The organism is Singulisphaera photorubra, from assembly GCF_045290345.1.
GTDB lineage: Bacteria > Planctomycetota > Planctomycetia > Isosphaerales > Isosphaeraceae > Singulisphaera.
The window spans coordinates 3,693,047-3,717,903 of sequence record NZ_CP155447.1; the positions used below are offsets into that span (position 1 = coordinate 3,693,047).

Annotated in this window: 15 protein-coding genes; 10 read left to right on the forward strand and 5 right to left on the reverse strand. The window is 60.6% G+C overall.

The features are described 5' to 3' along the window. Positions 1 to 78: 78 nt before the first annotated feature. Entirely contained in the window at positions 79 to 1,308 is a 1,230-nt protein-coding gene (locus tag V5E97_RS14180; protein WP_406699969.1) for a Glu/Leu/Phe/Val family dehydrogenase, read from the reverse strand. Positions 1,309 to 1,504: 196 nt separating this feature from the next. On the opposite strand from V5E97_RS14180, the gene V5E97_RS14185 reads away from it, so the two are divergent. After that, on the forward strand, positions 1,505 to 2,308 hold the full coding sequence (locus tag V5E97_RS14185; protein WP_406699970.1) for a creatininase family protein: 804 nt from the start codon (positions 1,505 to 1,507) through the stop codon (positions 2,306 to 2,308). A gap of 9 nt (positions 2,309 to 2,317) precedes the next feature. Beyond that, positions 2,318 to 3,298 (forward strand): SCO family protein, encoded by a 981-nt coding sequence (locus V5E97_RS14190; protein WP_406699971.1) that lies wholly within the window; start codon positions 2,318 to 2,320, stop codon positions 3,296 to 3,298. A 23-nt stretch (positions 3,299 to 3,321) separates the two neighbouring features. Here V5E97_RS14190 and V5E97_RS14195 read toward each other — a convergent pair whose 3' ends face one another. Then, positions 3,322 to 4,041, reverse strand: coding sequence for a hypothetical protein (locus V5E97_RS14195; protein WP_406699972.1), 720 nt, complete (start codon positions 4,039 to 4,041; stop codon positions 3,322 to 3,324). A 640-nt stretch (positions 4,042 to 4,681) separates the two neighbouring features. Here V5E97_RS14195 and V5E97_RS14200 point away from each other — a divergent pair. After that, the gene (locus V5E97_RS14200) at positions 4,682 to 5,035 is read left to right on the forward strand and encodes an ArsR/SmtB family transcription factor (protein ID WP_406699973.1); all 354 of its coding nucleotides are present in this window, start codon (positions 4,682 to 4,684) and stop codon (positions 5,033 to 5,035) included. A 112-nt stretch (positions 5,036 to 5,147) separates the two neighbouring features. On the opposite strand, the gene V5E97_RS14205 is transcribed toward V5E97_RS14200, so the two are convergent. After that, positions 5,148 to 6,605, reverse strand: a complete 1,458-nt coding sequence (locus V5E97_RS14205) for a TolC family protein (protein ID WP_406699974.1) — start codon at positions 6,603 to 6,605, stop codon at positions 5,148 to 5,150. A 483-nt stretch (positions 6,606 to 7,088) separates the two neighbouring features. Between V5E97_RS14205 and V5E97_RS14210 the strand changes: the two genes are divergently transcribed. Continuing rightward, a complete protein-coding gene (locus tag V5E97_RS14210; protein WP_406699975.1) occupies positions 7,089 to 8,237 on the forward strand; it encodes a DUF1501 domain-containing protein in 1,149 nt (382 codons plus the stop codon). 103 nt (positions 8,238 to 8,340) lie between these two features. On the opposite strand, the gene V5E97_RS14215 is transcribed toward V5E97_RS14210, so the two are convergent. Beyond that, positions 8,341 to 9,786, reverse strand: a complete 1,446-nt coding sequence (locus tag V5E97_RS14215; protein WP_406699976.1) for a c-type cytochrome domain-containing protein — start codon at positions 9,784 to 9,786, stop codon at positions 8,341 to 8,343. A 70-nt stretch (positions 9,787 to 9,856) separates the two neighbouring features. Further along, complete coding sequence (locus V5E97_RS14220) at positions 9,857 to 12,190, reverse strand: hypothetical protein (RefSeq protein ID WP_406699977.1); 2,334 nt, start codon at positions 12,188 to 12,190, stop codon at positions 9,857 to 9,859. Between the two features lie 755 nt (positions 12,191 to 12,945). On the opposite strand from V5E97_RS14220, the gene V5E97_RS14225 reads away from it, so the two are divergent. From V5E97_RS14225 to V5E97_RS14250, 6 genes are all read left to right on the forward strand, one after another. Beyond that, complete coding sequence (locus tag V5E97_RS14225; RefSeq protein ID WP_406699978.1) at positions 12,946 to 16,725, forward strand: protein kinase domain-containing protein; 3,780 nt, start codon at positions 12,946 to 12,948, stop codon at positions 16,723 to 16,725. Positions 16,726 to 16,834: 109 nt separating this feature from the next. Beyond that, on the forward strand, positions 16,835 to 18,916 hold the full coding sequence (locus V5E97_RS14230; protein WP_406699979.1) for a molybdopterin-containing oxidoreductase family protein: 2,082 nt from the start codon (positions 16,835 to 16,837) through the stop codon (positions 18,914 to 18,916). A gap of 67 nt (positions 18,917 to 18,983) precedes the next feature. Continuing rightward, the gene (locus tag V5E97_RS14235) at positions 18,984 to 19,292 is read left to right on the forward strand and encodes a glutaredoxin family protein (protein ID WP_406699980.1); all 309 of its coding nucleotides are present in this window, start codon (positions 18,984 to 18,986) and stop codon (positions 19,290 to 19,292) included. 321 nt (positions 19,293 to 19,613) lie between these two features. Next, entirely contained in the window at positions 19,614 to 20,558 is a 945-nt protein-coding gene (locus V5E97_RS14240; protein WP_406699981.1) for an Ig-like domain-containing protein, read from the forward strand. Between the two features lie 554 nt (positions 20,559 to 21,112). Further along, positions 21,113 to 23,779: a response regulator gene (locus V5E97_RS14245; protein ID WP_406699982.1), complete on the forward strand. Its 2,667-nt coding sequence runs from the start codon at positions 21,113 to 21,115 to the stop codon at positions 23,777 to 23,779. Beyond that, complete coding sequence (locus V5E97_RS14250; RefSeq protein WP_406699983.1) at positions 23,776 to 24,717, forward strand: GGDEF domain-containing protein; 942 nt, start codon at positions 23,776 to 23,778, stop codon at positions 24,715 to 24,717. Before V5E97_RS14245 ends, V5E97_RS14250 begins: the two co-directional genes overlap by 4 nt. The last annotated feature ends 140 nt before the right edge of the window (positions 24,718 to 24,857 follow it).

A 24,857-nucleotide genomic window follows, 5' to 3' on the forward strand; every position in this document is an offset into this window, starting at 1 on the left:
AGGGAGATGCCGGACACCGCGTGGTTCGGCCCCTTGGATGAGGTTCGGTAGGATTACGCGCCAGGGTTTGGAATCCAATCAAATTCCGCCCAGAACACGCGCTCGACCGACCCGGGAGATGGCCAGCATGAACGCGGCGGTGCGCAACGAGACCGACTTGCGCTGGGCCAGATCGTAAACCTTGGAGAAGCTCTCGACGAGGCGGCTCTCTTCCTCGCGCTGAACCTGGTCGAGAGACCAGCGGAAGTGCTGAAGGTTCTGAACCCATTCAAAGTAGCTGACGATGACGCCGCCGGCATTCGCGAGAATGTCGGGGACGACGGGAATGCCTCGCGAGTGGAAGACATCGTCGGCTTCAGGCCAGGTGGGGCCGTTGGCCGCCTCGACAATCAGCTTGGCCTGGACGGCCTGGGCCATCTTGGCGTCAAAGACACCGCCGAGGGCGGCCGGAATGAGGACGTCGACCGGCATCGTCAGGAGATGTTCGTTGGTGCTGGGGTCTCCTCCCTTGAACCCAACGACCTTGCGATTGGCGGCCACGTGCTTATCCAGCGCCGCGATGTCGATGCCGTCGACGTTGACGATGGCTCCATAGGCGTCGGAAACGGAGACGATCTTCCCCCCTTGCTGGTGGAGGGAGTTGGCCGTGTGGCTGCCGACATTGCCGTAGCCCTGGATGGCAAACGACGTCCCGGCGATCGTCTTCTTCAGGCGGGTCAGCATCTCACGAGTGACGATGGCGACGCCATATCCGGTGGCTGCCTCGCGGCCCGCCGAGCCGTGAAACTCCACGGGCTTGCCGGTCACACAGGCGGGATGGAAGCCATGATACTTCGCGTATTCGTTCATGATCCAGGCCATGACCTGCGCGTCGGTGCCGACGTCGGGGGCCGGGATATCTTTGTCGGGTCCGATGAAATCGTGGATCTGCTGAACGAACTTCCGGGTAAGCCGCTCGAGTTCGCCGCGGGAGAGTTTGCTGGGATCGCAGTTGACCCCCCCTTTGCTGCCGCCGAACGGGAGGTCGACGACCGCGGTCTTCCATGTCATCAGGCTGGCCAGTGACCGGGCCTCGTCCTGATCCACGTGGGGATGATAGCGCAGTCCCCCTTTGAACGGTCCGCGCGCATTGTCGTGCTGGACCCTGTAGCCGATGAAGTTGCCGATCTGACCTGAATCCATCTCGATGGTCACCTCGACGCGGAGCTCGCGATCCGGGGTAATCATCAAGGTACGCATATTGTCAGTCAGGTCCAGTACCGACGCGGCCTGGTCAAAATAGAAGTTCGTGGCTTCGAAGGCTTGCATCGGACGGCCAACCCACGGTTTATTGGAACAATATTGTAACGAATGCGATGGCAACGACCAGCACCGATCGTACCGGACTGGCCGTAAGGTCCGCAATGGCACTGGAGACGACCGAGGAGAAGGTCTGAAGGCCGATTGTCTGGCTTTGCGCGTCGGCGAGCCGTCCGTCTTCTTACCTCATCCCGACGCTGAAATCATGATACGTCCCTGGGTTCTCGCCGACCTGAACTACGGAATCATCAAAGCACAATCGAATTTCGATCTCGCCGTGCTTCCCCTGGGAGCCACCGAGCCGCACAACCTTCACTTGCCGTATGGGACGGATACGCTCCAGGTCAATCTGATCGGTGAGCGGGCGTGTGAACGAGCCCACCAACGGGGCGCTCGGGTCGTCCTTTTGCCGGCGATTCCCTACGGCACTGAGACGAATCAGATGCGGTTCCCGCTGGCGATGAACCTGAACCCGTCGACGGTCGCACAGGTGATCACCGACCTGGTGGAGTCACTGGCGGCCCACGGGATCCGCAAGTGTCTCTTGCTCAACGGGCATGGAGGAAACGACCTGAAATGGGTGCTTCGTGAACTCCATCGGACCACCCCGGTTCAGCTTTTTCTGTGCCATTGGTACAAGGTTGCGGCGGACCGTTACAAGTTGATCTTCGAGGACGCGGGGGACCATGCGGGTGAGATGGAGACGAGCATGATCCTCGCCCACCACCCCGACCTCGTGGCCATGGAGCAGGCCGATCCCGGGACGATGCAGCCCTCTCGGTTCGATTCGGTCAATCAAGGTTGGATCGAGATCACCCGCGCCTGGCACCTCTTGACCACGAATTCGGGGGCGGGAGACCCTCGTCCGGCCACTGCCGCCAAAGGGGAAGCGTTAACCGAGATCGTCGTCGAGCGACTTGCCGTCGCGCTCGAGGAGATCGCCAACAGCCCGATCGACGAGACCTTCCCGTTCAGCATCACACCGAGTCGCGGTCCCGCTTCCTCTTGAGTCCATGCCATGAAGCGATCATTTCTCCTTCGCCTTTGCACGTTCGTCGCATTCGGGATGACGGCCGGTTGTACGTCGCAAACACCTCCGGCCGCGGAGGCCCCCAGCGTGGCGGCCAAGACCACGTCGCCCCCACCGACTGTCACCCACTACAAATTGGCGGGCATCGTCAAGCGGGTCACGCCCGAGTCAGGCCAAGTCGTCATTGCTCATGAGTCCATTCCAGGTTTCATGAATGCGATGACGATGCCATTCACCCTGAAGGATCATGCCCTCCTGGAAGATATTCTGCCAGGCGATGAGGTGGAAGGTGACCTGAAAGTCGAGAAGGAAGGCAAGGTCGTGAAGGACTACGAGTTGACCACCTTGGTGGTGACTCGCCCCGCCTTGGCAACGCCGAAAAAGCTGACGCTCTCGATGAAGAACCTGACGATTCGCGAGTCGCCCAAACGATTGGAAATCGGTGATCTGGTTCCGGACTTTGCCGTGACGACCCAGGAAGGGCGGACGATGAAGCTCTCGGAATTGCGCGGTAATATTGTGGCGCTGACATTTATCTACACGCGTTGCCCACTCCCGGACTTCTGTCCGTTGATGGATCGCAAGTTCGCGGAGCTCGCCGGCAAGCTCGCGGCCTCACCCGAGCGTTCGAGCCGCGTCCGCTTGCTCTCGATCAGCTTCGATCCTGAGCACGATACCCCGGAGGTTCTCCGCAAACATGCCGAGATCCAGGGGGCAAAGCCGCCGCTCTGGAGTTTCGCGGTCGCCTCGCACGAGGAACTCGCGAAGGTGGCCGGGCCGCTCGGATTGACATACGGCCCGACCTCCACGGAAATCATCCACAACCTTTGCACGGCTGTGATTGATGCGGAGGGGCGGCTGGCACAACTCGAAGTGGGCAACGCGGTGAAAAACCTGCAAGCCTCGGAACTCCTGAAGCTCATCGCCCGCTTGGTACCGTCCGGCTCACCGCCTACCCCGAATCCCTGAACGCGCTGAGCCACGGCCGTGGCTCACCGATTCGGACCTCCTTGCGAGGGACCGCCCGGATCGATGTCTGTGTTCCTGAGGATGGAACCGGTCCCGGCCGTATAGATCTGAGCCCGGATCGTGACGAGCGCGGTGCCCTGGCTAAATACCTTGCGCGAGCGTGGTGCGCTTGGCTTGTAACGAATCTCGACGGTCCCCTCGGCGATGGCCCCTGCGTAGACGCCGCCGCTCACGTTGCTATCGAGTTGCGTGATCGTCAAGCGCACGGGCCGGCCGGCCGAGTCGAGGTCGGTGGCGGGATTTGCGGTCAACTCGAACCCGAGTGAGCTGTTCGTGTTGATATTGCGATCGAAGAGGCTCATCGAGCCTCCGAGCGGCTGGGACGGATCAGTCGGTGTGATGATCGCCAGCTGAGTGTCGCCATGAAGGAATTGGTTCGATCCTCCACTTCCTCTCAGATAAAGCTGCTGCGCCTCGCTGCTAAAACGGCCCGCACCGACGGTGAAGGGGCCGGCGAACTTGGCGACGAATCGTTGCCGAGCGATTTCATGACGCGTTGGCTGCCCTGTCGGGAAGTACAACGGGTTCGGCGGTAACGCGTCCGGGTCGGTTGCCGCCTGGGATGCAATGGCGGCCTGTTTCGCTTGGGAATGGCTCAGTAAGTTGGACATTGTTGAAAGAAGTGTGCGCGCCTCGATCCCTTCAAGGGCCGGCCGGAAGCCAGGTCGGCTGCGATGCCTCATCCGTTTCCCTCCTTGACATCCCGGCCTTGCTGCCGGTCATCCCGTATTGATGGAAGTTGAACCTCATATCGTCATCGCAGATTGACAGCACCCACCTGGTTGCCAGAGGTGAGGCGGACACCATGTCCGGTTCGCCACGCTCATGTCTTCGATGTTTGCATGAGAGTGTGCCTGCTTTCTCTGCATGACTCTAAAGCCGAACTGGTGAGAGAAGGCTCTTGCGAAATCCACACCCGAGTTACACTCGTCGCATTCTCTTATTCGCACGCGCGATCATGGCGGAATGTCCGAAACTATTCGGCACCGGCACTCGCGTTAAAACGACGAATCAAAATCCATAACGATTGCAAATTCTGGTCGAATGTGTAAAAAAAGAAGTTAAATGTCCTTAAACACCAAAGTTGTCATAAATTTCACCTAGGCACTGACATTAGATAGTCTACGATAAGAGTTGGGAACGACGTTGTTCTCGATGATTGTTCGTTGGTGTTGCATTCCCCCTCTTTCTTCATACTGCACACCATTCTCCCGGGACGAATTGGTCCCGCTGCTCTTTCGGTGTTTCCGATCGCCTCGGGTGGGAAGATCCACCGATCTTCGTTTTTCACATCCGACATACCCAATGCAGGAGTTCTCTCCCATGGCCACAAAGACAAATCCCAAGGTTGCGACAACCAAGGCTGCTACGAGCAAGTCGAAAACGGTCAAGACGGTGGATCAGCGGTTCCAGCAGGCCCGCCGTGCCTCGATCTTGCTGAAGCATGTGAGCGATCCCACGCGACTTCAGGTGATCCTGATCCTTGCCGATGGCGAGCGTCACGTGGGGGCGTTGTGTGACCAGTTGAACCAGAGCCAGCCCGCGGTCAGTCATCACCTTGCTCTGCTCCGGCACGGTGGGATCATTGCCCCTCGTCGCCAAGGCAAGAACAACTTCTACAGTCTGACCGACACCGGGGCTGCGCTGGCCAAGGTCGTTAAGAATTTGATGGCTTGATGCGTGAGTGGAGCTTGATTTCCAAATCAAATCAGTGAGAACCGCGTGGCAGATCAACCTGATTCGACGCGCAGTTCTCTCGGTGCGATGCAGCGTCCCCGATTGTTCGGGGTCACGGCAAGACCCGATGCCCTAACGCGGTGTTCAGTGCCAGCATGCTCCGCCGATGGCGGACCATGGTATCGAGGTACTGTTTCACGAGGTCGTTGTAGTCACGTTGGGCATTCAGGTAGTAGGTCACATCCTTCTCGCCGCCGAAGAAGAGACGACGCGAGTCGCTGAGGACCATCTCGGCGTCGGGGAGGATGTCCTTCTCAATCTTCCGCACCATTTCGAGCGAGGTCTCATACTCGCGGTAGGCCTGAGCGACTTCGGTCAGTGCCTGACGCTCAATGGTCGCCAGTTGAACCTGGGTCTGGACCACGTTGAGTTTCGCGCGCTGGATTCCCCCTTGGTTGCGATTGAAGATCGCCAGCGGTGCAGTCACACCCAAGGCCCAAGAGTGCGGGCTCTTCAGGCCATACGGCGTATTATTCTGGAACGTATAGGGCTGGAAGAGCACGAAGACATCGGAATATCGGTTCGCCAGCGCCAGTTTGACGTCTGCCTCGGCGCGATGGATTCCCAGGCGGTACGAGACGATATCGGGGCGGACATTCAGCGCGATCCGATTGAGCTCTTCCAGGGGAGGCGGGGAGAACTTATCGAAGATCGTCCCCTGGACCTCAAGCGACTCCACCTCGGCGGGGGAGAGGTTCAGAATGGTTCCGAGGGCCCGCTTGGTCTTGCGATATTGCTCTTCCGCATCGAGGAGGCCGATCCTCGCGGAATCCCTCTGGATCTCGACGCGTTTGACCTCGGCCCGCGTCGTGACATCCTGCTGGAATTTCTTTTGCTCGACTTCGAGGAGCTTGTCGAGCCCCTCGACACTCTTGGCCGCATACCGGATCGTCTGTCGCGCGGCGAGGACATCGATGAAGGATTGGTAGAGTTCATCAATCCGCATGCGGACGGCGTCTTGATAGAGCGCTTCGAGCACCCGCTTGGCCCGGGTGGCGACCACGACCCGCGCCCGGCGCTTGCGGGAGACGTCGACCGGGTAGGTGACGTTGACGTCGAACTGCGCCGGCCCGCCGTTATTGGCCCGATTGTACTGACCGTACGGGATCAACTGGCCGTCAGCGTAGAGGATGGGATTGGCGCGGAGGCCGGCCTGGAGAATATCGGCCTGAGCCTGGGGGATCTCGAAAAACTTGGCGCGCAGGTCGAGGTTCTCGCGCAACGCCCGGTCAATCGCAGCATCGAGGCTCAATCCCCCTGGGGGACCTTCGTCCTCCAAAACCTCGGGGAGTGACAGCGACCCATAGAAGGGGGCCTCAGGTGTGGGCCGCGGTTTGGGGGCGCTGATGCCCGTCTGGAGCGACGTCGGCGAAGGAGCCTGCGTCGGGTCCACGGCAAGGGTCGGGATTCGAGGCGTTGAAGCCCCTGGCCGTCCCCCGAGAATCTGTCCGAGATCGCCAGGATTGTTACCCAGCCCGCCGCCGCCTGACCCTGGGGCGTCAGGAAGCATCGAATCACGTGAGCCCGGCTCGGCTAAACTTCCCTCTTCGATTGTGGGACCCTGGGCTCTCGTTTGACGAACACCCCCCCAATAGATGACTCCGAGAATTAGACCCCAACGTAGGACGTGATGTCTCATGATCTCGGTTACCCTCCTTGGTTCAGATCCGTGGCATTCGTCGGGGATCAAGTCCCGACGTCGGGGATCGCAGGCTCCTCTGCGTCTTGCCCTCCCTACATATCGACCTTTTTAGAATCACTATCCAGTCTAGGCTGCCGAAACTACCTGGGCTCCTTATTTTTGGTAAAATCCCGATAACCCCGATAACCCGACCGATGCCAGTAGTCAGTGGAGGGGTGTTCTGGCTGTTGCGGACCCAACCGCAGGTGTATCTTAAGGCACATCGCTCGATGGTCCCCGCCGGTTCGGTACTCCAAATAACCAAAGGCAAATTTTATGCTCACGTTTGGAAATAGGCCAAACAAAACGGGTTTGGGTCTGACTCGCCGCGAGGTGCTTCGGGCAGGGGGAGGCGGAGCGCTGGCGCTGGCCTGTCCCGACCTGAGTCGGGCGATGACCTCTGGGGCCGGTGGCGACAGGGCCTTGATCTTGTTGATGCTGGTCGGTGGGCCGAGTCAGCTCGAAACCTGGGATCCGAAGCCCGAGGCGCCGTCAGAGGTTCGCGGGCCGTTCGGTTCGATTGCCACCGCCGTGCCGGGTGTACGGATCAACGAGTACTTGCCTCGGATGGCACAAAGAATGGATCGGCTTACCCTGATTCGATCCATGCATCATGACGCCGCGCCGATCCATGAGACCGGTCACCAGTTGGTTCAGACCGGCCGACTTGGTCGCCATGGGGAAGAGCATCCGCACGTCGGCTCGGTCGTGGCGAGGCTGTCGAAGCCCAAGAGCGGCGTGCCGCCATTTGTGGTTGTCCCCGGCCCGATCGGGCATACGGGAGTCAACGTATCGCACGGCCAGACTGCCGGCGACCTCGGCCGAGCCTGCGAGCCGTTCCATCTTCGGACGGAACTCTCATCGCCCGGAATCAAGGCCTTCGACCTGAGTCGTGAGCGGGCCTCGGTTCGCGAGTCCTACGGTCAGACTCGTTTTGGTCAAGGATGTTTGCTTGCAAGGCGGCTGGTGGAATCAGGTGTCCGGGTGGTTGCGGTCAATATGTTTGAAACCGTGTTCAACCGGATCAGCTGGGATTGCCACGGGACGAAGCCATTCAGCACGCTCGACGACTACGCGGCGGAAGTCTTGCCGACCCTGGACCAGGCGTTCTCGGCGTTGCTCGACGACCTCCAGCAGCGCGGGCTGCTCGAGACAACCTTGGTGGTCGCGACCGGCGAGTTCGGCCGGACCCCACGGCTCAATGCCAGGGGCGGTCGCGATCACTGGCCAGGCGTCTGGAGTGCCGTCCTTGCCGGAGGAGGGACGCAGCGCGGTCACGTGATTGGAGCAAGCGATCGCTTTGCCTCCAGCCCGTCCGAACGTCCGGTCCAGCCGGCCGAGTTGGTGGCGACGATGTACCGGAGCCTCGGGATCGACCCCAGTGAGTCCCAAGACCTGGGACAAGGTCAGTCGTTGGCTTTGGTGGAGGGAGCGGAGCCGATCGAGGAGGCGTTCGCGTGATGCCGTCGGAGGCGGAATAAGCCCACCGAGACATCCCGGATCGAAAGAGGGCCAGGGTTGCGGAAAGCAACCCTGGCCCTGACGCATATCTTCTTATGGCTTCTTACTTGGCGGCGGCCTGGACGCTGGCGGCCGGCTTGTAACCGGGAGCGGCAAGGATGGTCCGCTCGGGTTTACCGTCGGCCAGGTTCCAGAGGCGGACTTCACCATCCCAGCTTCCCGACGCGACCTGCTTGCCATCCGGGGAGATGGCGAAGGTGTAGATCCAGTCGGTATGCCCGGCGAGCGCGCGGACGACGGCCCGGTTCTCCGCGTTGAAGACGCGTACCGTTTTGTCGGAGCCGCAGGCGAGGATTTGCTTGCCGTCCGGCGTAAATTGAAGCCGGAACACCGGCCCGCCGAATCCACCGATCTGGCCGATTTGCTTACCGTCTTCGTCCGGGGCCCAGAATCGGATGAGGTTGTCTTCTCCGCCGCTGTAAACGTGCTTGCCATTGGGATGAAACGCGACCGTATAGACGGTCTGCGCGTGACCGGGGAAGGTCACGATCGACTCCTTCTTGACGACGTCGAAGACCTTGCTCGTCTTGTCACGACTCGCGCTGACGAGTCGTTTGCCGTCGGGGCTGAACGCGATGTCGAAAATCCAGTCGGCATGGTCTTCGATCAACGCGATTTCCTTGCCCGATTCGACCTCCCAGATCCGGATGGCGCGATCGGCGCCGGCGGCGGCCAGGAGCTTGCTATCCGGGCTGAATGCGACCGCGAAGACGCAGTCGATGCTCTCGAGGAGGTCGCGAACGGGCTTCCCTCCACCGTTTGGCTCCGCGAGCCAGAGCTTAACCGCACCGAACTGGCCAGGATCGCCACTGGCAGTCGCCATCCACTTGCCATCGGGGCTGAAGGCGACCTCGTAGACTCGTTCGGCCAACCCGGTCAGGCGACGATCAAGGGCACCGTCCGCGGCCTTCCAGAGTGTGATCTCATGAAAACCTGAGGCTGCGACAACCTGGCTGTCAGGGCTAAACGAAAGGGCTGTGATTGCGACGGGGACGGGATACGCCTCCGGGATCACGATGGGCGTATTCTTGCGAAGCACGGCGGTCCAGTCTTCGGTCGGCGCTCCCCCGTCATACTTGCCCCCCTCCTTGACCCATCGTTCAATGAGTGCAACCTTATCCGCGGGCAAAGGATCTTGTTTGTAGGGCATCCGGGGAGAGCCGTCGGGACGGATCAGCTCGACCAGGAAGCTCCCATCCGGATCGCCGGGTTCGAGGGTGATCCCGTCCCCCTGCTGGCCGCCTTTGGCCAACTGGGCGAACGTGGTCATCGTGTACTTGCTCTCCGACTTCTTTTGATTGTGGCAGGCGATGCAATTCTGGACGAAGATCGGCGCAATGTCCTTCATGAAGCTCACGGGGCCCGCCGCAGCCGCGGGCTCGGTTGGAGCCACGGCCGCGGCTGCTTTCGGAGCGTCATCCCCGAACGCCGGAATGGCCAGTGCGAGCCCCAAGGCAAAGGAGAGACCGATCGGGCGAAGTCGAGGCATCGCGAGGCTCCTATTGGCAGCACGAATCGAGAGAGGAGGGCGGGATCAATTCCAGGCAAGAGCGGTCGGACTACTTCGCGATCACTTTCACGGCGAGGGGAACGGCCGGCGTCGGATAGTCTTTCTTGTTGATCTGAAACGCGATCGTGACGTTGGCCGTCGCCTGAGCCACGGCAGCTTTCTCATCGGCAATCACCGGGATGGTGAAGTCCGACTGGTCGGGCGTGAGTGTCACCGGCTCAGCCTTCAAGCCGGCGGGAAGGCCGTTGACTTTCACGGTCACCGGTTCCTTGAAAGGTCCCTTACGAACGACCTTTCCTTTCAACTCGATCGTCGATCCTGCCTTGGCTTCAATTGCCGGGGCGGCTAACTCCAGAGCGGCGGGGCGGACCACATTCAGGGTCACAGCCGGAATGGCGAATGTCTGCTCGACCTTGTCGAGGGTTCCCTTGGCGGTCAGACCGATCGTCATCGCTCCCAGGGGGGTTTCCACGGCCGCGTTGACCGGCACGTTTCCTTCGTTGGCCTTGGCGGCGACCTTCGCGGCCGGGACCGCGAGGCCAGGGGGCAAAGGGAGGGGGGTGACCGCCAACTCTGCGTCGGCCCCAGCAGTTCGCGTCACTTTGATCGGTGCCGCGGCTCCGAATCCATGGACCACCTCGATCGGTTCGGCCGGCGCATCGAGCGTCAAAGCCTTCAGCAACGCAGGGGCCGCGGCCAGCCCGACCTGGGTGACGACGTAGGTGGGTAAGGTCCCTTGTTGGGCAAAGAGGATATCCTTTTTTGCCGTCACGACGATCGGACCGGCTGGTCCTTGGGCCTGTCCGACCACGTTGAGCGAAACGGCGCCGAAGGCGACGTCAGCACTGGCCGAGACCGAGAACGTGCCGACCGCCTGGCCATCGGCCACAGTCCCTGGCCGTACGGTCAGTCCGGTGGGAGGATTGGCGATGTTCAGGGTGATCGGCCCGTTGAATCCCAGTCGCTTCACGGCCACGCCGACGAGTGCCGTGCTTCCCTTGGGAATGCTGATTTGAGAATCGTTCAATGCGATCTCGAAGGTCGGAGTGACCGGATCCACCGTGATTCGGTAGGGGAAGCCGACGCCTCCTCGAGATTCCAGGTCCCGCAGCGCCAAGGTGATCTCGGTCGTGTTCGCCGGTACGGTGAAGTTCAGAGAAGGGTCGGGTGTGATGATCCCGGCCGCCTTTCCTTTCTTCCCCCCCTGAGGCGGAATCGTCGTGTCATCCGCGGTGGCGAGGACCGCATCCTTGGCGCCGAGCACTTGGAGTACGCCGTCGAGCGCCGAGCCATTCTCGGCCGCGTCGACCTCGATCTTGAGAACCTGTCCGGGGGTAACGGCCAGGCTGAAGCGGTCTTCGTCGCCCGCCGGGTCGATCCGACCATTGAAGACGACCGGAGCCGTGGCACGAAGCGGGGTTGAGGCCGGGGACGCGTCGGTCGGCTCACGTAGCTCAGGAAGCTGGCTGACGTCCATGGGAGGGAGCGACTCAACCTCGAGCGGTGTTCCGCCGGGAGCCGCGGAACCGATGGCACGGATCTGGTAGACTTCGCCGTCGGGCTGTCGGTTTACCGTGGCACCGATGACGTGGAGGCCGGGCAGGGTTCCTCCGCGGAGTTCGAAGCCGACCGTCTCTCCGTTTCTGCCGCCGATCGGATAGATCTCCTCGGCCATCGGCACTGCGCCCAGGATGAGGCGATAGACTGGCCGTCCTCCCCCTTGGTAGCGGGAGTCGGAGATCTCAACTACATAATCGGTGTCTTCGGGAAGGATCACTGCCATTCGGGCATCAGTGACCAGGCCGGCCGAGTCATCGGCCGAGGCCACGTACTTTCCGCCAGCCGTCGTCAGGCGGATCGACGGATCGACTCCCGACCCGATCCGTGAGCACTGGGCGTCGACAACAATGTGCTGCCCCTTCTTACCCGGGAAGCGGTAGAAGTCGACGTCATTACCTGCCACCTGGCCTTCAACGACGATAGGAACTGCGATCGCCTGTGCGGTGGCAAACGCGCTGTTGTCTTCTTTTTCGGTGACCTGCGGGAGCTGGCCGACCGTGAAGAGAAAGGAATTGGAGAGACCATCATCAGTGCGCACCCGGATCGGGTAAGTACCGATGGGAGTCTCGGGAGCTACGGTGACTTTGAGCTTCCAGTTGGCGGCATCTGAGCCGGGCGTCTCGGATGGGGTCACCACGAAGGGGAACGGGGCGATCAACTCGGGATGGCCTGCGAGGTTTCCTCCCGTGATCGTGACCTCTGAGACGATGCCTCTCTGAACGCCAAAGGGCGCTGTCCCTTTGATCTCAGGAGGCGCGGCCCAGGTTGGCACGCTCAAGGTCAGACCAATAACGGTAGCAAGGCCGATAGGTTTGCGAACCATGGGGAGGGTCTCCTTCGATCCGGACGCAAACCGGCGAACTCGGGCGGGCCTGGGTGTGTCCCCAGTAGGCGGGTCGTCAGCAGCGTGGCAGGTCAGAGCACTTTCGAAAGTCGCATGCCTCTGGGGCTTTGTCAAGCGACTTGCGGTTTCGCCCGGATGACGTCCGTTTTTGATCGTTCACTGTCGCTGTCCTGATCCGCCGGTGCAATCATTTACTTACACCAACTGCCCTCCGAAGTCTCTAACGGACCCTGCCGAGACTTCCGTGGGGCGGGGGACGTTTCGGACATTCGCCAGCGAGCGGCGAATCAGCACCCGGATCGCCGGCTTCGGGTTGCGATGCCGGATCGCCCAGACTCGCAGTGCGGCGACCTCGAAAGCGGTCCGACCGCACACTTGTGGACCTGCAACCTGCGGGTAGGATAAAGTCTCCCACCACCCAGCCCAAGGTACGACTCCAACTCTGCCCGGGGCCGCGATGGGTCGCCCTTTAAGGTTTGCCCTGGGGCGGATGGCAAGACCGAAGCATACGGAAAATGATCGTTTGCAGTGACGGCCGACTCGTTTCCTTCGACCCCATCGATTCACTTCAAGCGAATCTGGCCGGCGCGATTCCCGAGTGCCCTTCCGCAACGCGAAGACTCTTCGATCCTCCTCTTTCCGTGGCACAGACAGAGCGGTTGGGAGTGGGTCGTCCAGCACCACCCCACCATCACTGGATTCCTGATTCAGGAACTTGGCAGCGACGGTGAGCTATGAGTATTGATGGAAATATCGGTGAATCGGCAGGCGATGATAAGTTGGGAGAGGACGACTCGATCCTGGCGAGATGGGCTGCTGAACTGGCGGATCGCATCCAGGCCGGCGAGGTTCCGAACCTGGAGGAATACATCCGGGAACATCCGGAGAAAGCCGATCAGCTCCGCCGGTTACTGCCCACCATTGCGATGATGGCCGATCTGAGAACATCTGTGGATCAAGTCTTTGCGCCGGGATTTGACCTTGGGGTGGGGCAGGGGATCCTGGGTGAGTTCCACCTCCTCCGCGAGATTGGCCGGGGAGGCATGGGGGTCGTCTACGAGGCGCTCGAGGTCCCGCTGGGCCGTCGGGTGGCCTTGAAAGTTCTTCCGATTGCGGCCGCACTGGACCCTCGCCAGCTCAAGCGATTCCAGCTCGAAGCTCAGGCGGTGGCCAGTCTGAACCACCGGAATATCGTGCCGATCTTCTCCGTCGGCCGCGACCGGGGCGTCTCTTACTTCGCGATGCAGCTCATTGAAGGCCGCACCCTGGCTGATGTTAATCGTGAACTGAGGCAGTTCGACGAGCGGGGAACGGTGAAAGAGACCGTTGTCGTGAGCGACGTGACCCGCTCGTTGCTGGAGAGTCTGCCCTTTCCTGGGGGACGGGAGGAGGTCGTCGCCGACGCGACGGCCTGCGAGTCCGAAGTGGCACCGCCCCGAACTGAGCGGACGAGCTCATCCCCTTCGCTTCCTCCAACCCGGGGACGTGCCTTCTTCCGCACCGCCGCTGGGCTGGGCCGACAAGCCGCCGAGGCATTGGCGCATGTGCACGACCTCGGGATTCAGCACCGCGATATCAAGCCGGCGAATTTGCTCGTGGACGCTCGCGGCCACCTCTGGGTCACCGACTTCGGCCTCGCACGTCTCCAAGGCGACTGCGAGCAGACGCGAACCGGCGACCTGGTCGGGACCCTGCGTTACATGAGCCCCGAGCAGGCCCTGGCACGGCCGGGCCTGATCGACCACCGCACCGATATCTACTCGCTGGGCGCCACCCTTTATGAGTTGCTCACGCTCCGCCCCGCCTTCGGCGGTGACGATCGCCAGGACTTGCTGCTGAGGATCATCCAGGAAACGCCCGTCCCGTCGAGGCGTCTGAACCCGGCGATCCCGATCGATCTCGAGACGATCGTTTCGAAGGCGATGGCAAATGAGCCCAGCCGTCGCTACGCCACGGCGCAGGAGCTTGCCGAGGACCTCACGCGGTTCCTCGAGGGCCGCCCCGTCCTCGCACGGAGACCCTCACCGGTGGACGGAGCGTCGAAGTGGGTGCGACGTCGCTGGCCGTTCGTGGCAATGGCTGCCACCCTGATGCTCATGTTCGTGGGTGCGTCGATCGCCGGCCTGTCCTGGTCGAATGCTCGGCTGCGCATCTACATCGACCGGCTTCAAAAGGAGGTCGCGCGGGCTGATCGCAATGCGAGGGCCGCCAATCAACAACAGCAGTTCGCACAAGAGCGACAAGAGTTCGCTGACCGTCACCTGGACAATGCCCAGATCCGCCTGGCCGAACAGGCCCTCGATCAAGGGCAAATGGAACGGACTCAGGAGATCCTGAATGATGTCAAGGCGGGACCCGACGGCATCAACCCTCGGAACTTCGCTTGGCACTATCTCCAGCGGCAGGCCACCAGGGAGATCGTCCTGTTGCGCGGGCATGATGATGTGGTTGATTTCATGACAATTTCCCCCGACGGCCGTGCGCTCGCCACGGTTGATTCGGCGGGAAAAATGCTCCTCTGGAATACAGAGTCAGGGCAACTCCGAAAGAGCTTGCAAGGCAAAAATCCCTTGCGATCAGGGAATCCACCGAAGTTTTCACCTGACAATCGCTACTTGCTGACAGTCGAGTCTGACCAGGATGAGCTCGATCGAAAACTACCATCGCCGAATCGCGATCTCGGACCTGCCGTCGTGATCTGGGATGTGATCACCGGTCTCTGTCGCTCTCGTACGGTGTTCGATCCCAAACCCGGACGCCTTGCTGGAGCCGGTTTTGTCGCGGGGGGAGAAGCGTTTTACATCCTATGGGCTGAGCCTGATGCGACGCTCTCTGTTTCCATCTGGACTTTGGGACCCGGTCGCTCGCCTCCTCAACCTCGTTGCGAGGTGAGGCAACTTAGCCAGGCTTGCTTTTCACCCCGCGGTCGAATTTTTGGAGTATTGCAGTTTGGGCAACTTCAGCTTCGTGACGTGAATTCGGGGTTGATCCGCCGTGTGCTGACCGATTTCGAGAATCCTGGCTTCGTTGGGGGGCTCTCGGCAGACGGTCAGCTTCTCGCGATTTCCAATTCGATCCAAGGCGCAAGGATCTTCGAGACAGAATCGGGCGTCGAGTTAGAAAGGGACAGAACCAAGGAATTTACCTTTTTTCCCGAATTTGACGCCAAATCTCAGATCATGGCCGCCCAGGGAAAACCGCGAGTCGAACCGATTTATCTGTGGGAGCGAACCAATAATCAATGGGATATATTGGAATTAAAAGAAATCAACGATGCGTATGATCCAGATTTCTCGATTTCGGCGGATGGATCTTGGCTTGCCCTAGCCACCCGGGATGCGGGCCGAGTGAAGGGGCCAGTAACGCTCTGGGACGTTTCCAGCAAGCGTTTACTCAAAACGTTTACAGGCCGCACCGGAATCTATCAGACGCCCATTTTCTCCCCCGACGGCCGCTCGCTGTATCTGGCATGCTCCACTGATATCTGCCGATGGTTTCCCGACCAGGCCGACGAGGAGACGCCACGTTCCTTAGCCGGTCATTCTGACGAGGCGTGGGCCGTCACCTTCTCCCCAGACAGCCGAATTCTCGCCTCGGGCAGTGATGATACCGACGAGCCGCAGAGGATCAAGCTTTGGGACATGGCCACTGGCCGAAAGTTGAGGGGATGGGAAGGACACCAAGGGCTTGTCTCTGCTCTGGCCTTTTCTCCGGACGGCCATGCACTCGCTTCGGTAGCGCTCTGTAGCGAAAATAATGTCAAGGTATGGGACTCAGCATCCGGGCGCCTGCGGACTACGCTTGTCGGCCACACGAAAGGTGTCCGCACGGTCGCTTACAGTCCCGACGGCTCACTCCTGGCGACGGCCGGATCTGACCGCGAGATCCGATTATGGGACTCGGCGACTGGTCGGTTGCGATCGCTCTTTTCGGGGCATACGCAATCGGTGTATCAGGTCGCCTTCTCACCGGACGGACAGAGTTTGGCCTCGGCCAGCAACGACCGAACATTCCGGACCTGGGACGTCGCCGCCGGGGTGCAGCGATCCGTTTTCAAAGGCACGAGTAATTTTATGGCGATCGCATTCTCGCCCGACGGCTCGATGCTCGCGACCGCAGACCAGTCGGGACGTATCATCCTTTTTGATTTGGCTACGGGAGCCATCAGTGGGCGAATTCACTGCGATGACGGTACGCTTCTGGGACTGACTTTCTCGCCGGACGGGGCAATCATCGCAGCCGCCGGCGTTTCTCGGGTCATCCATATCTGGGACGTGGTCACTCGGCAAGAGTTGATGACCCTCTCTGGGCATGGGCATCAGATCAACGACCTGGCATTCTCGCCGGATGGAATGATGCTGGCCTCGTGTAGCCACGATGGAGCCGTTAAAATCTGGGATGCGAGGCCCCGTAGCATGAATCGGCACGACGACGGGGAAAAAAGCGTGTGGACCGGCGAATCCTCTCAGGTCGATTTCGCCGTCCCGTCAACATACTTTCAGAAGGAAGAGTAACCCCGCCATCGTTACCGACGGGTAGGATCAATTCCTGACCAACCTGATCACGGCTCTCAACGAAGTCGATCCCCGCGCTCGACGACGGATCCGGTGGAGTTCTTCTCAGATGACGACCACGGCTCGCAACGTGACCAAGAGTGTCTGCCATCTCGACTGCCCCGACACGTGCAGCATGCTCGTCACGGTAGAAGGAGGTGTGGCCGTCGAGTTGCGAGGCGATCCCGACCATCCGTTCACTCGTGGTTTTCTCTGTCAGAAGATGGCCCGGTATCTTGACCGGGTCTACAGTCCGGATCGACTTCTCTATCCATTGCGCCGGGTCGGGCCAAAAGGCGAAGGGCGATTCGAGCGGATCAGTTGGGAGGAAGCGCTCGGCGAGATCGCCCGCCGTTTTACCCAGATCGCATGCTCGGCCGACGGGCCGCAGGCGATTCTGCCGTACAGCTACTACGGCACGATGGGAAAGCTCCAGTCGAGCAGTCTCGACCGCCGTTTCTTCCATAGGCTTGGGGCCACGATCCTCGATCGCACGATCTGCGCGTCGGCCGGAACGGCCGGATACGAATATACGCTTGGCCAGGGGCGGTTGGGAGCCGATCCCATGGCGGTGCCCCACTGCCGTTTCATCGTCAACTGGGGATCGAATACGGTCAACACCAACAGTCATCTGTGGAGCCTGATGATCCAGGCGCGGCAGAACGGCGCGACGATCGTGACGATCGACCCCTACCGCAGCCCGACCGCAGAGCGGTCCGACTGGCACATTCAGCCTCGGCCAGGGACGGATGCAGCGCTGGCGCTGGGGGTTATGCATGTGATCTGGCGCGACGGGCTCCAGGACGACGACTTTCTCGAACGCGGCACCGTCGGCGCCGGCGAACTTCGGACGCGAGTCCTGGCCGACTACCCTCCCGAACGCGTGGTGGCGATTACCGGGGTCGATCGCTCGACGCTTGAAAGCCTGGCTCACCGACTTGCGCAGGAACAACCGTCATTGATCCGCCTGAATTACGGCCTCCAACGCCACGGTGGAGGCGGAATGGCAGTGCGGACAATCGCGTGTTTACCCGCCTTGATCGGCTCGTGGCGATATCCTGGGGGGGGAGCCCTGCTTTCCACCAGCGGTGTCTATGACTTCGACCCGCGCCGGTTGACTCGCCCGGATCTCTCCCCACCGGGGACGCGAACGATCAACATGAATCAATTGGCCGAGGCCCTGGCCGGCGAACTCCCCGGCCCCCCGATTCAGGCTCTCTATGTTTATAATTGCAATCCCGCAGCGGTTGCCCCCAACCAGGCGAAAGTGACAGCAGGCCTGCTCCGCGACGACCTCTTCACTGTCGTCCACGAACAGTTTCCGACCGATTCGGTCGACTACGCGGATATCGTGCTCCCGGCGACGACCCAACTCGAGCATGTCGATGTTCATGGTTCTTATGGACATCATTTCGTGATGTTGAATACGCCTGCAATTGCTCCTGTCGGAGAATGTCGATCCAATAACGACGTCTTCCGGGCGCTTGCGGCTCGTCTTGAATTTCCGCCTGAACTGTTTCCCGATGACGAGACTTTGATGCGCCAAGCGCTCGACGGGGGGCCTTCGCTTCAGGGGATTACGCTCGAACGGCTCGAAGCCGAAGGATCGATCCGGCTGAATCTGCCCGATCAGTACGTACCCTTCGCCGAAGGGCGATTTCCGACGCCGTCGGGCAAGTGCGAATTTTACTCTGAGCGAATGAAAAGGGACGGCTTCGACCCGCTCCCCACCTATATCCCGCCTCACGAGGATCCGCAAATTCACCCTGGGCTCGCGGCCCGCTTTCCGTTTCAACTCTTGAGTCCGCCTCGACCGCAGTTCCTGAACTCGACCTTCGCGGACGATCCGCGTCATCGCGGTCTGGCGAGCGAACCGTCCATCGAACTGTCATCGGCCGATGCCGAGAGCCTGGGGCTGGTCGAGGGACAGTGGGTTGAGGTCTATAATGACCGTGGCAAGTTTCGTTCGCGAGTGGCGCTGACGGGGAAGGTCCGTCCCGGGGTCGTCGTTGCCACGGGAATCCACTGGAATAAGCTCAGTCCCGGTCAGACGAACGTCAATAGCACCACCTCCTCCGCGCTCGCCGACATGGGCGGAGGAGCGACCTTCTTCGATAACCTGGTCGCCATTCGCCCATTCGTCGACGGTTGAGCTGGGCTTGATCCTGCCACGCGTCGCGTGAATCCGATGGATGTCGATCAAAGGGAGGTGCTGTCCGATGATTTCTCTCCTCGCTCGCTGGCGGCGTCCTCGGTTCGAGGCCAACGTCGCCCATCTTCAGATCAGGCTCTACACGCGTGAACAATGCGGCTGCTGTCACAAAGCACTCGACTTGTTGAAGGACTATCAGCGTCGGCTTCGTTTTTCCATTGAGGAGGTCGACATTGACGGCGATCCGGCCTTGAGGGAGCGCTTCAACACGGAGGTTCCCGTGGTGGAGGTCGATGGCAAGGTTCGCTTCAAAGGCGTGATCAACCCGGTTCTGCTCGAACGCCTACTCGCGGCCGAAAGTCGTGGGAATTCATGAGAGCAGGGGGGAGGGCCTCCCGATGCTCTTGGCATTTGAAAAACCTGTCGCCCTGTCGGCGTCTTGCCCCTGGGGGCGATCCTCGGGGCCGGCCGAAGCGGTGGTGAAACGATCGCCAAGCTTCGGAAATCGGCTGGCCAGACTTGAGACGTTCTGGTAAGACGTGGGCCGGTCGAGGGGCAGGACTGCCCCGGACCGCAATTCTTTGAGTTCTTCTCCACGCTGAACTGCCGACATTCGACGGCCGTTGGCCCCGGACAGGCGACTTGCCGAGCCTCGTCCGATGTCACCTTCTCTCGGTGCCCGAAGGAGATCCGCGCGATGGACCGCCGCCGATTCGTTCCCTCTCCCGAAGGGCTGGAAGGGCGTGCTATGCTCAGCGTCTTCGGCGCTGGCAACAACACGCAGGCCGCTGTGGCCCAGGAGGTTCCGGTCACGTTCCACCAAAAGGAAACGCGAATCGAGCACCTCCCATTTTATCTGAAGCAGTTGGAGCCCGACCGCTTTCTTCCGCCAGCGACGATTCAACAGCTTCAGGACGACCTCCTCTCCATCGCGGGACGACTGCACCGGCCGAACCCGGCGACGATCGAGGCGTTCAACTCGACGCTCCAAGACATCATACCCAACGCCAGTCTGAGCAAGTCTGACGCCAAAACGCTCAGTCATGCGTTCCAGCGAGTCTTGGGGAGCACCGGGGCGACCGCCCAGCAGGTGACTAACCTCACGCAAGATATGAGCGAGCTTGCCAAGGTTTCCTCACAGAGCCCGCGCCCGGTTTACCTGGCGACGAACGACTACTCGCTCGTGCTCCAGACGATCCTTGGTGTGGGGCGACCGATTCAACGGCCCCCCGCTCCTGAACTCGCCAACCAGGACGGTGTTCGGGTGTCGGCTGGGATTGGCAAGACGACGCTCCGTCAGCCGCAACTCGTCGGTACCTACGGTGCCGGCTCCGTGGTGGGTGATTTCGCCGGCAACACCGGCGGTGGATTCAATAGCAACGGTGTGACCATCAAGATTGTCGACGATCAAGGCACCGTCTACGGCCAGTCGATCGTCGACCCCGCCAATGGCAATTACCGCGTCACGATTGGCACGCCGTTGGCCAATGGCGTCTACCGATTCCACGCCCAAGCCGTGGATTCCCAGGGCCACGAGAGCCCACCGAGTGCTGTTTACCTGCTCAAGGTGATGAGCCGACCGGGAGAGACTGCCACCACCAGCATGGCAACCCCGAAGGGGCCACTCGCAGCCAGGAATTAACGCGGTTTTTGCCCCTGACGTGTTCTCCGAGAATGCGGGCGATTCGCCCGCATTCTCCGTTCGGCGGCAAAGCAGGTTCTTCACGACGCCTTCCATTTCACAGATCACCCCTCCGGCCGAGCGTCCTTCGCATTCCGTCCCACCTCGACCCACCTATAGCGTGATTCCTGCGGTAAATCGTGTACGCGCACCGAGCTTGTCGCTTGGCTCGTTGGAGCTTCTACCTCGAGTGATCCGTACTTCGAGGTCAGGAGGCACTTGGTACTTGTTGAAATTGTTTAAACGTGTTCTAGGCTCTCACTGAATCAGTGAAGACAGACGTGCACTGGCCCCCTTGGAAAAGCGATGAGCCATACCAGGGAGTCGGTCTCGCATCACTTTCGTGGGCTAGAGTTTTGAATAAGGTGGGCGGAATGTGGTGGGGCGTTCCTGCTCTGATTTGCATTTGGTTAATTCTGGGTTCGTGACTCGGCAGCGATTTCCTATTTCTCGGAGTTGTGCAGCCGAGACCGACGATCGGCCACTCGAAAGCATCACGATCTCGGGGTGTGGTCATGAGTTGGCGTTTGGAAAACAAGCTTGCCTGGCAGTTTATCCTGGCTTCCTGCGTCCTGATCGCGATCAGCCTTGGGGCTTACCTCGCGCTGTCGGGATCGATTGAAACGGCCCGTCGTGTCGATCGCTCACACCAGGTCCTCCTGGGCATCGAGAATGTTTTCTCCTTATTGAAAGACGCCGAAACCGGTCAGCGTGGGTTTCTGCTCACTGGCCGATCCTACTACCTCGAGCCGTACCATGCCGCGGCTGAGAATCTCAACATTGAGTTTAGTCGAATGGTCCAGTTGCTCGGTCCTGAGTCGAGCCCTGGCCTACGCATTCGACGGTTGCAGGCGATGGCGGCCGAGAAGCTTGCCGAGTTGCAGGAAACGATCGATATTCGCCGCGAGCAGGGCCTGGACCAAGCGTTACGCGTCGTGTTGACAGACCGCGGGCGCGCGATGATGAAGCGGATCCGTTCCGAAGCTGCTTCGCTCCGGTCCGAACAAGAGCAACGGTTGCGACTTGAGTCGGATCAGGCTGATTACAGTGCTCGGTTGGCTGTTTCGGGACTTGTGATCGGGCTTCTGGTCAGTCTTTGGTTGCTGCTCATCTCCCATCGGCTGGTCGCGAATGAAATGAAACGTCGGCGTCAGACTGAGGCGGATCTCGTCCAGGCGCACGAAGAGGCGGAAACGGCCAATCGGGTGAAGAGTGAGTTCTTGGCGAATATGAGTCACGAGATCCGAACGCCGATGAACGGAATCGTCGGTATGACGGAACTTACGATGGGAACTTCACTGACGGCCAAGCAGCGCGAGTACCTCGGCCTGGTCAAGTCGTCGGCGGACGCGCTCCTCTCGGTCATCAATGACATTCTTGATTTTTCGAAGATCGAGGCCGGCAAGCTTCACCTTGACCCCACCCCGTTCGACCTACGAGACGAGGTGGCAGACACCGCACGCTGCCTCGCCTTGCATGCCCATGCCAAGGGGCTTGAACTCGCCTGCCGGATTGCCCCTGATGTTCCCCAGATCGTCGTGGGGGACGCAGGACGTCTGCGTCAGGTACTTGTCAACCTCGTGGGCAACGCCGTCAAATTCACGGAACAGGGCGAAGTGGTGCTCGACGTGGCGACTTGCTCACAGTCCGACCAGGAAATCACGCTACGGTTCTCCGTGAGCGACACGGGCATCGGTGTGCCCTCCGACAAGCGCCGATCGATCTTCAATCCATTCGAACAGGCTGACGGCTCGACTACCAGGAAATACGGAGGCACGGGACTTGGCCTGACCATCTCATCGCGGTTAGTGACGCTCATGGGGGGCCGAATCTGGGTCGAGGCCAACTCCTCGGGCGGCAGCATTTTTCGATTCAACGCCCAATTTCTCCCGGCCGACGCCACGGTTTCCGGACCTTACCCGGCGGTTCCGGTTTGGCTGAACGGCGTGCGCATGTTGGTTGTCGATGACAACCAGACCAATCGGCTCATTCTCGAGGAAGTCCTCAAGCACTGGGGAGCGGTTCCGCTGGCGGTCAATGATGGTTTCACTGCCATGACCGTCCTGGCGGAGGCTGTGGAACAAGGTTCTCCGTTCGCGGTCGTCCTGCTCGATCAGATGATGCCCGGGATGGATGGCTTCGAACTCGCCGAACGGTTGCAGCGTAATCCAAAATTCGGATACCCCGAGATGTTGATGCTGACCTCGGGCGATGCGTTGAGCGCGTCCGGCCTCTCTTATCAAGATCTCGGCATTGACGCTTGTCTTACGAAGCCGGTCCGGCAGTCCGACTTGTATAATGCCCTGATGGATTTGCTTCAACGCTCGGGTATTTCCGGAACGCCCGATGCCTATGATGCCGAGGGCAAGGACGATGATTCCTCAACAGGAATCGAAGAACCCGACGGACAGCACCTTGATGTTCTCCTGGCCGAGGACCATCTCGTCAACCAAAAGGTCGCGTCCGCAATGGTGCGAAGCCTGGGGCATCAGGTGACTGTCGTGGACAACGGGCAAGCCGCGGTGGAAGCGCTCGACCAGACTTCGTTCGACGTGATCCTCATGGACCTCCAGATGACCGTGATGGATGGGTTCGCAGCGCTGGCTGCCATCCGAGCGCGCCCCGGGGCTGATTCTCAGATTCCGATCATCGCGCTCACGGCACACGCCATGAAAGGGGATCGCGAACGCTGCCTGGAGGCGGGATTTGATGGCTACCTGTCCAAACCGGTCACGATCAACACGATGCGGCACGAGCTGAACCGGCTCTGCGCTCGCACGGTTATGGTGCCTGTGGTCAACGATCTTGAAAGTGAAGCCAAAATCGATGAGACGCAGTCTGGCTTCAGCTTCGATCGTCTGCTGGAGCGATGCGATGGTGACGTGGATTTTGCTCGGGAAGTGCTCGAGGACTTCGTGCGGACCGTCCCCGCGGCGATCGAACGGCTGGTCGATGCAGTGAGACTTGAGGACGGAGCGGGCGTATCGCGTTCCGCTCATGGATTGAAGGGGACATTTTCGACGGTCGGGGCCGAGGGTTTCAGCGGATCCTGGCACCGTCTGGAATTCCTGGGTGAGCGGGGCGAAATGGCAGAGGTCCGCGAGGAACTCGTCCGCGCACGTCGCGATTGGGAGCGGTTGCTCTCGGTGGTGGGAAAGGATTTGGATCGGAGCCTTTCATGAAAATCTTGGTTGCTGAAGACGAGTCGACCCCCGCGCTCTTTTTGCGCCGCACCCTGGAGCGATTGGGCCACGACGTCGTTGTGGCTTTGGACGGAATGAAGGCCTGGGAGCTCCTACAACAGGGTGAGCTTCGACTGGTGATCACCGATTGGATGATGCCGGGGCTGGATGGGCTGGAACTCTGCCGGAAAATCCGTGGTCAGGGCGATTCCGCGTATACTTATATTATCCTGTTGACTGCCCGTGAAGGGCTTCAGGACAGGCTTGCCGGCCTGAACGCCGGGGCCGACGACTTTCTCTCCAAGCCGACGGACCCTGCCGAATTGGCGGCCCGCGTGGCGATCGCCGGCCGGATCGTGGCGATGCAGGAAGAGCTGGAACGGAAGAATCTCCAACTCGCCGAATTGGCAACGACCGACGGGCTCACAGGTTTGAAAAACCGTCGTTGCTTCAATGAAAACCTGATAACCGCTTGCTCGTTCGCCGTTCGCTACGGCTATCCGCTTTCCTTGGTGATGATCGACGTCGACCATTTCAAGTCGCTCAACGACTCATTCGGCCACCCGGCCGGCGATTCCGTGCTCGCCACACTGGCGGGGATTCTCCGCAGTGAGACGCGCGATCACGATATCGTTGCCCGCTACGGGGGAGAAGAGTTCGCCATCTTGCTGCCGGCCACGGCCGCCGCGGAGGCCTCGCTGTTGGCCGAACGCCTACGGTCGCTCACCACGAGCTATCCCTGGCCCCAGCGGCCAATCACCGTGAGTGTGGGGGTGGCGACGACCGGGGGAGACCTGGCGACGTGGTCGGAACTGCTGGAGGCGGCCGATCGGGCCCTTTATCACTCAAAGCGGTCTGGGCGAGATCGAATTACCCATCACGACTCGTTTACGCAAGATGTCGTCTCCCATTCCACTTGTGATTCATTGAAAGCTTGATCTCCAAGGGACTCACTGTGTCGGCGAAGGCCCGTGTTCGAGGGACGTCATGCCGGATTGTCCTCCCCGTTGGTTCGGACAAAATGCGCTTTCGAGATCGCAGTCGCCTGTTCGAGTTCGAGCGAGATTCCCAGTCAAAA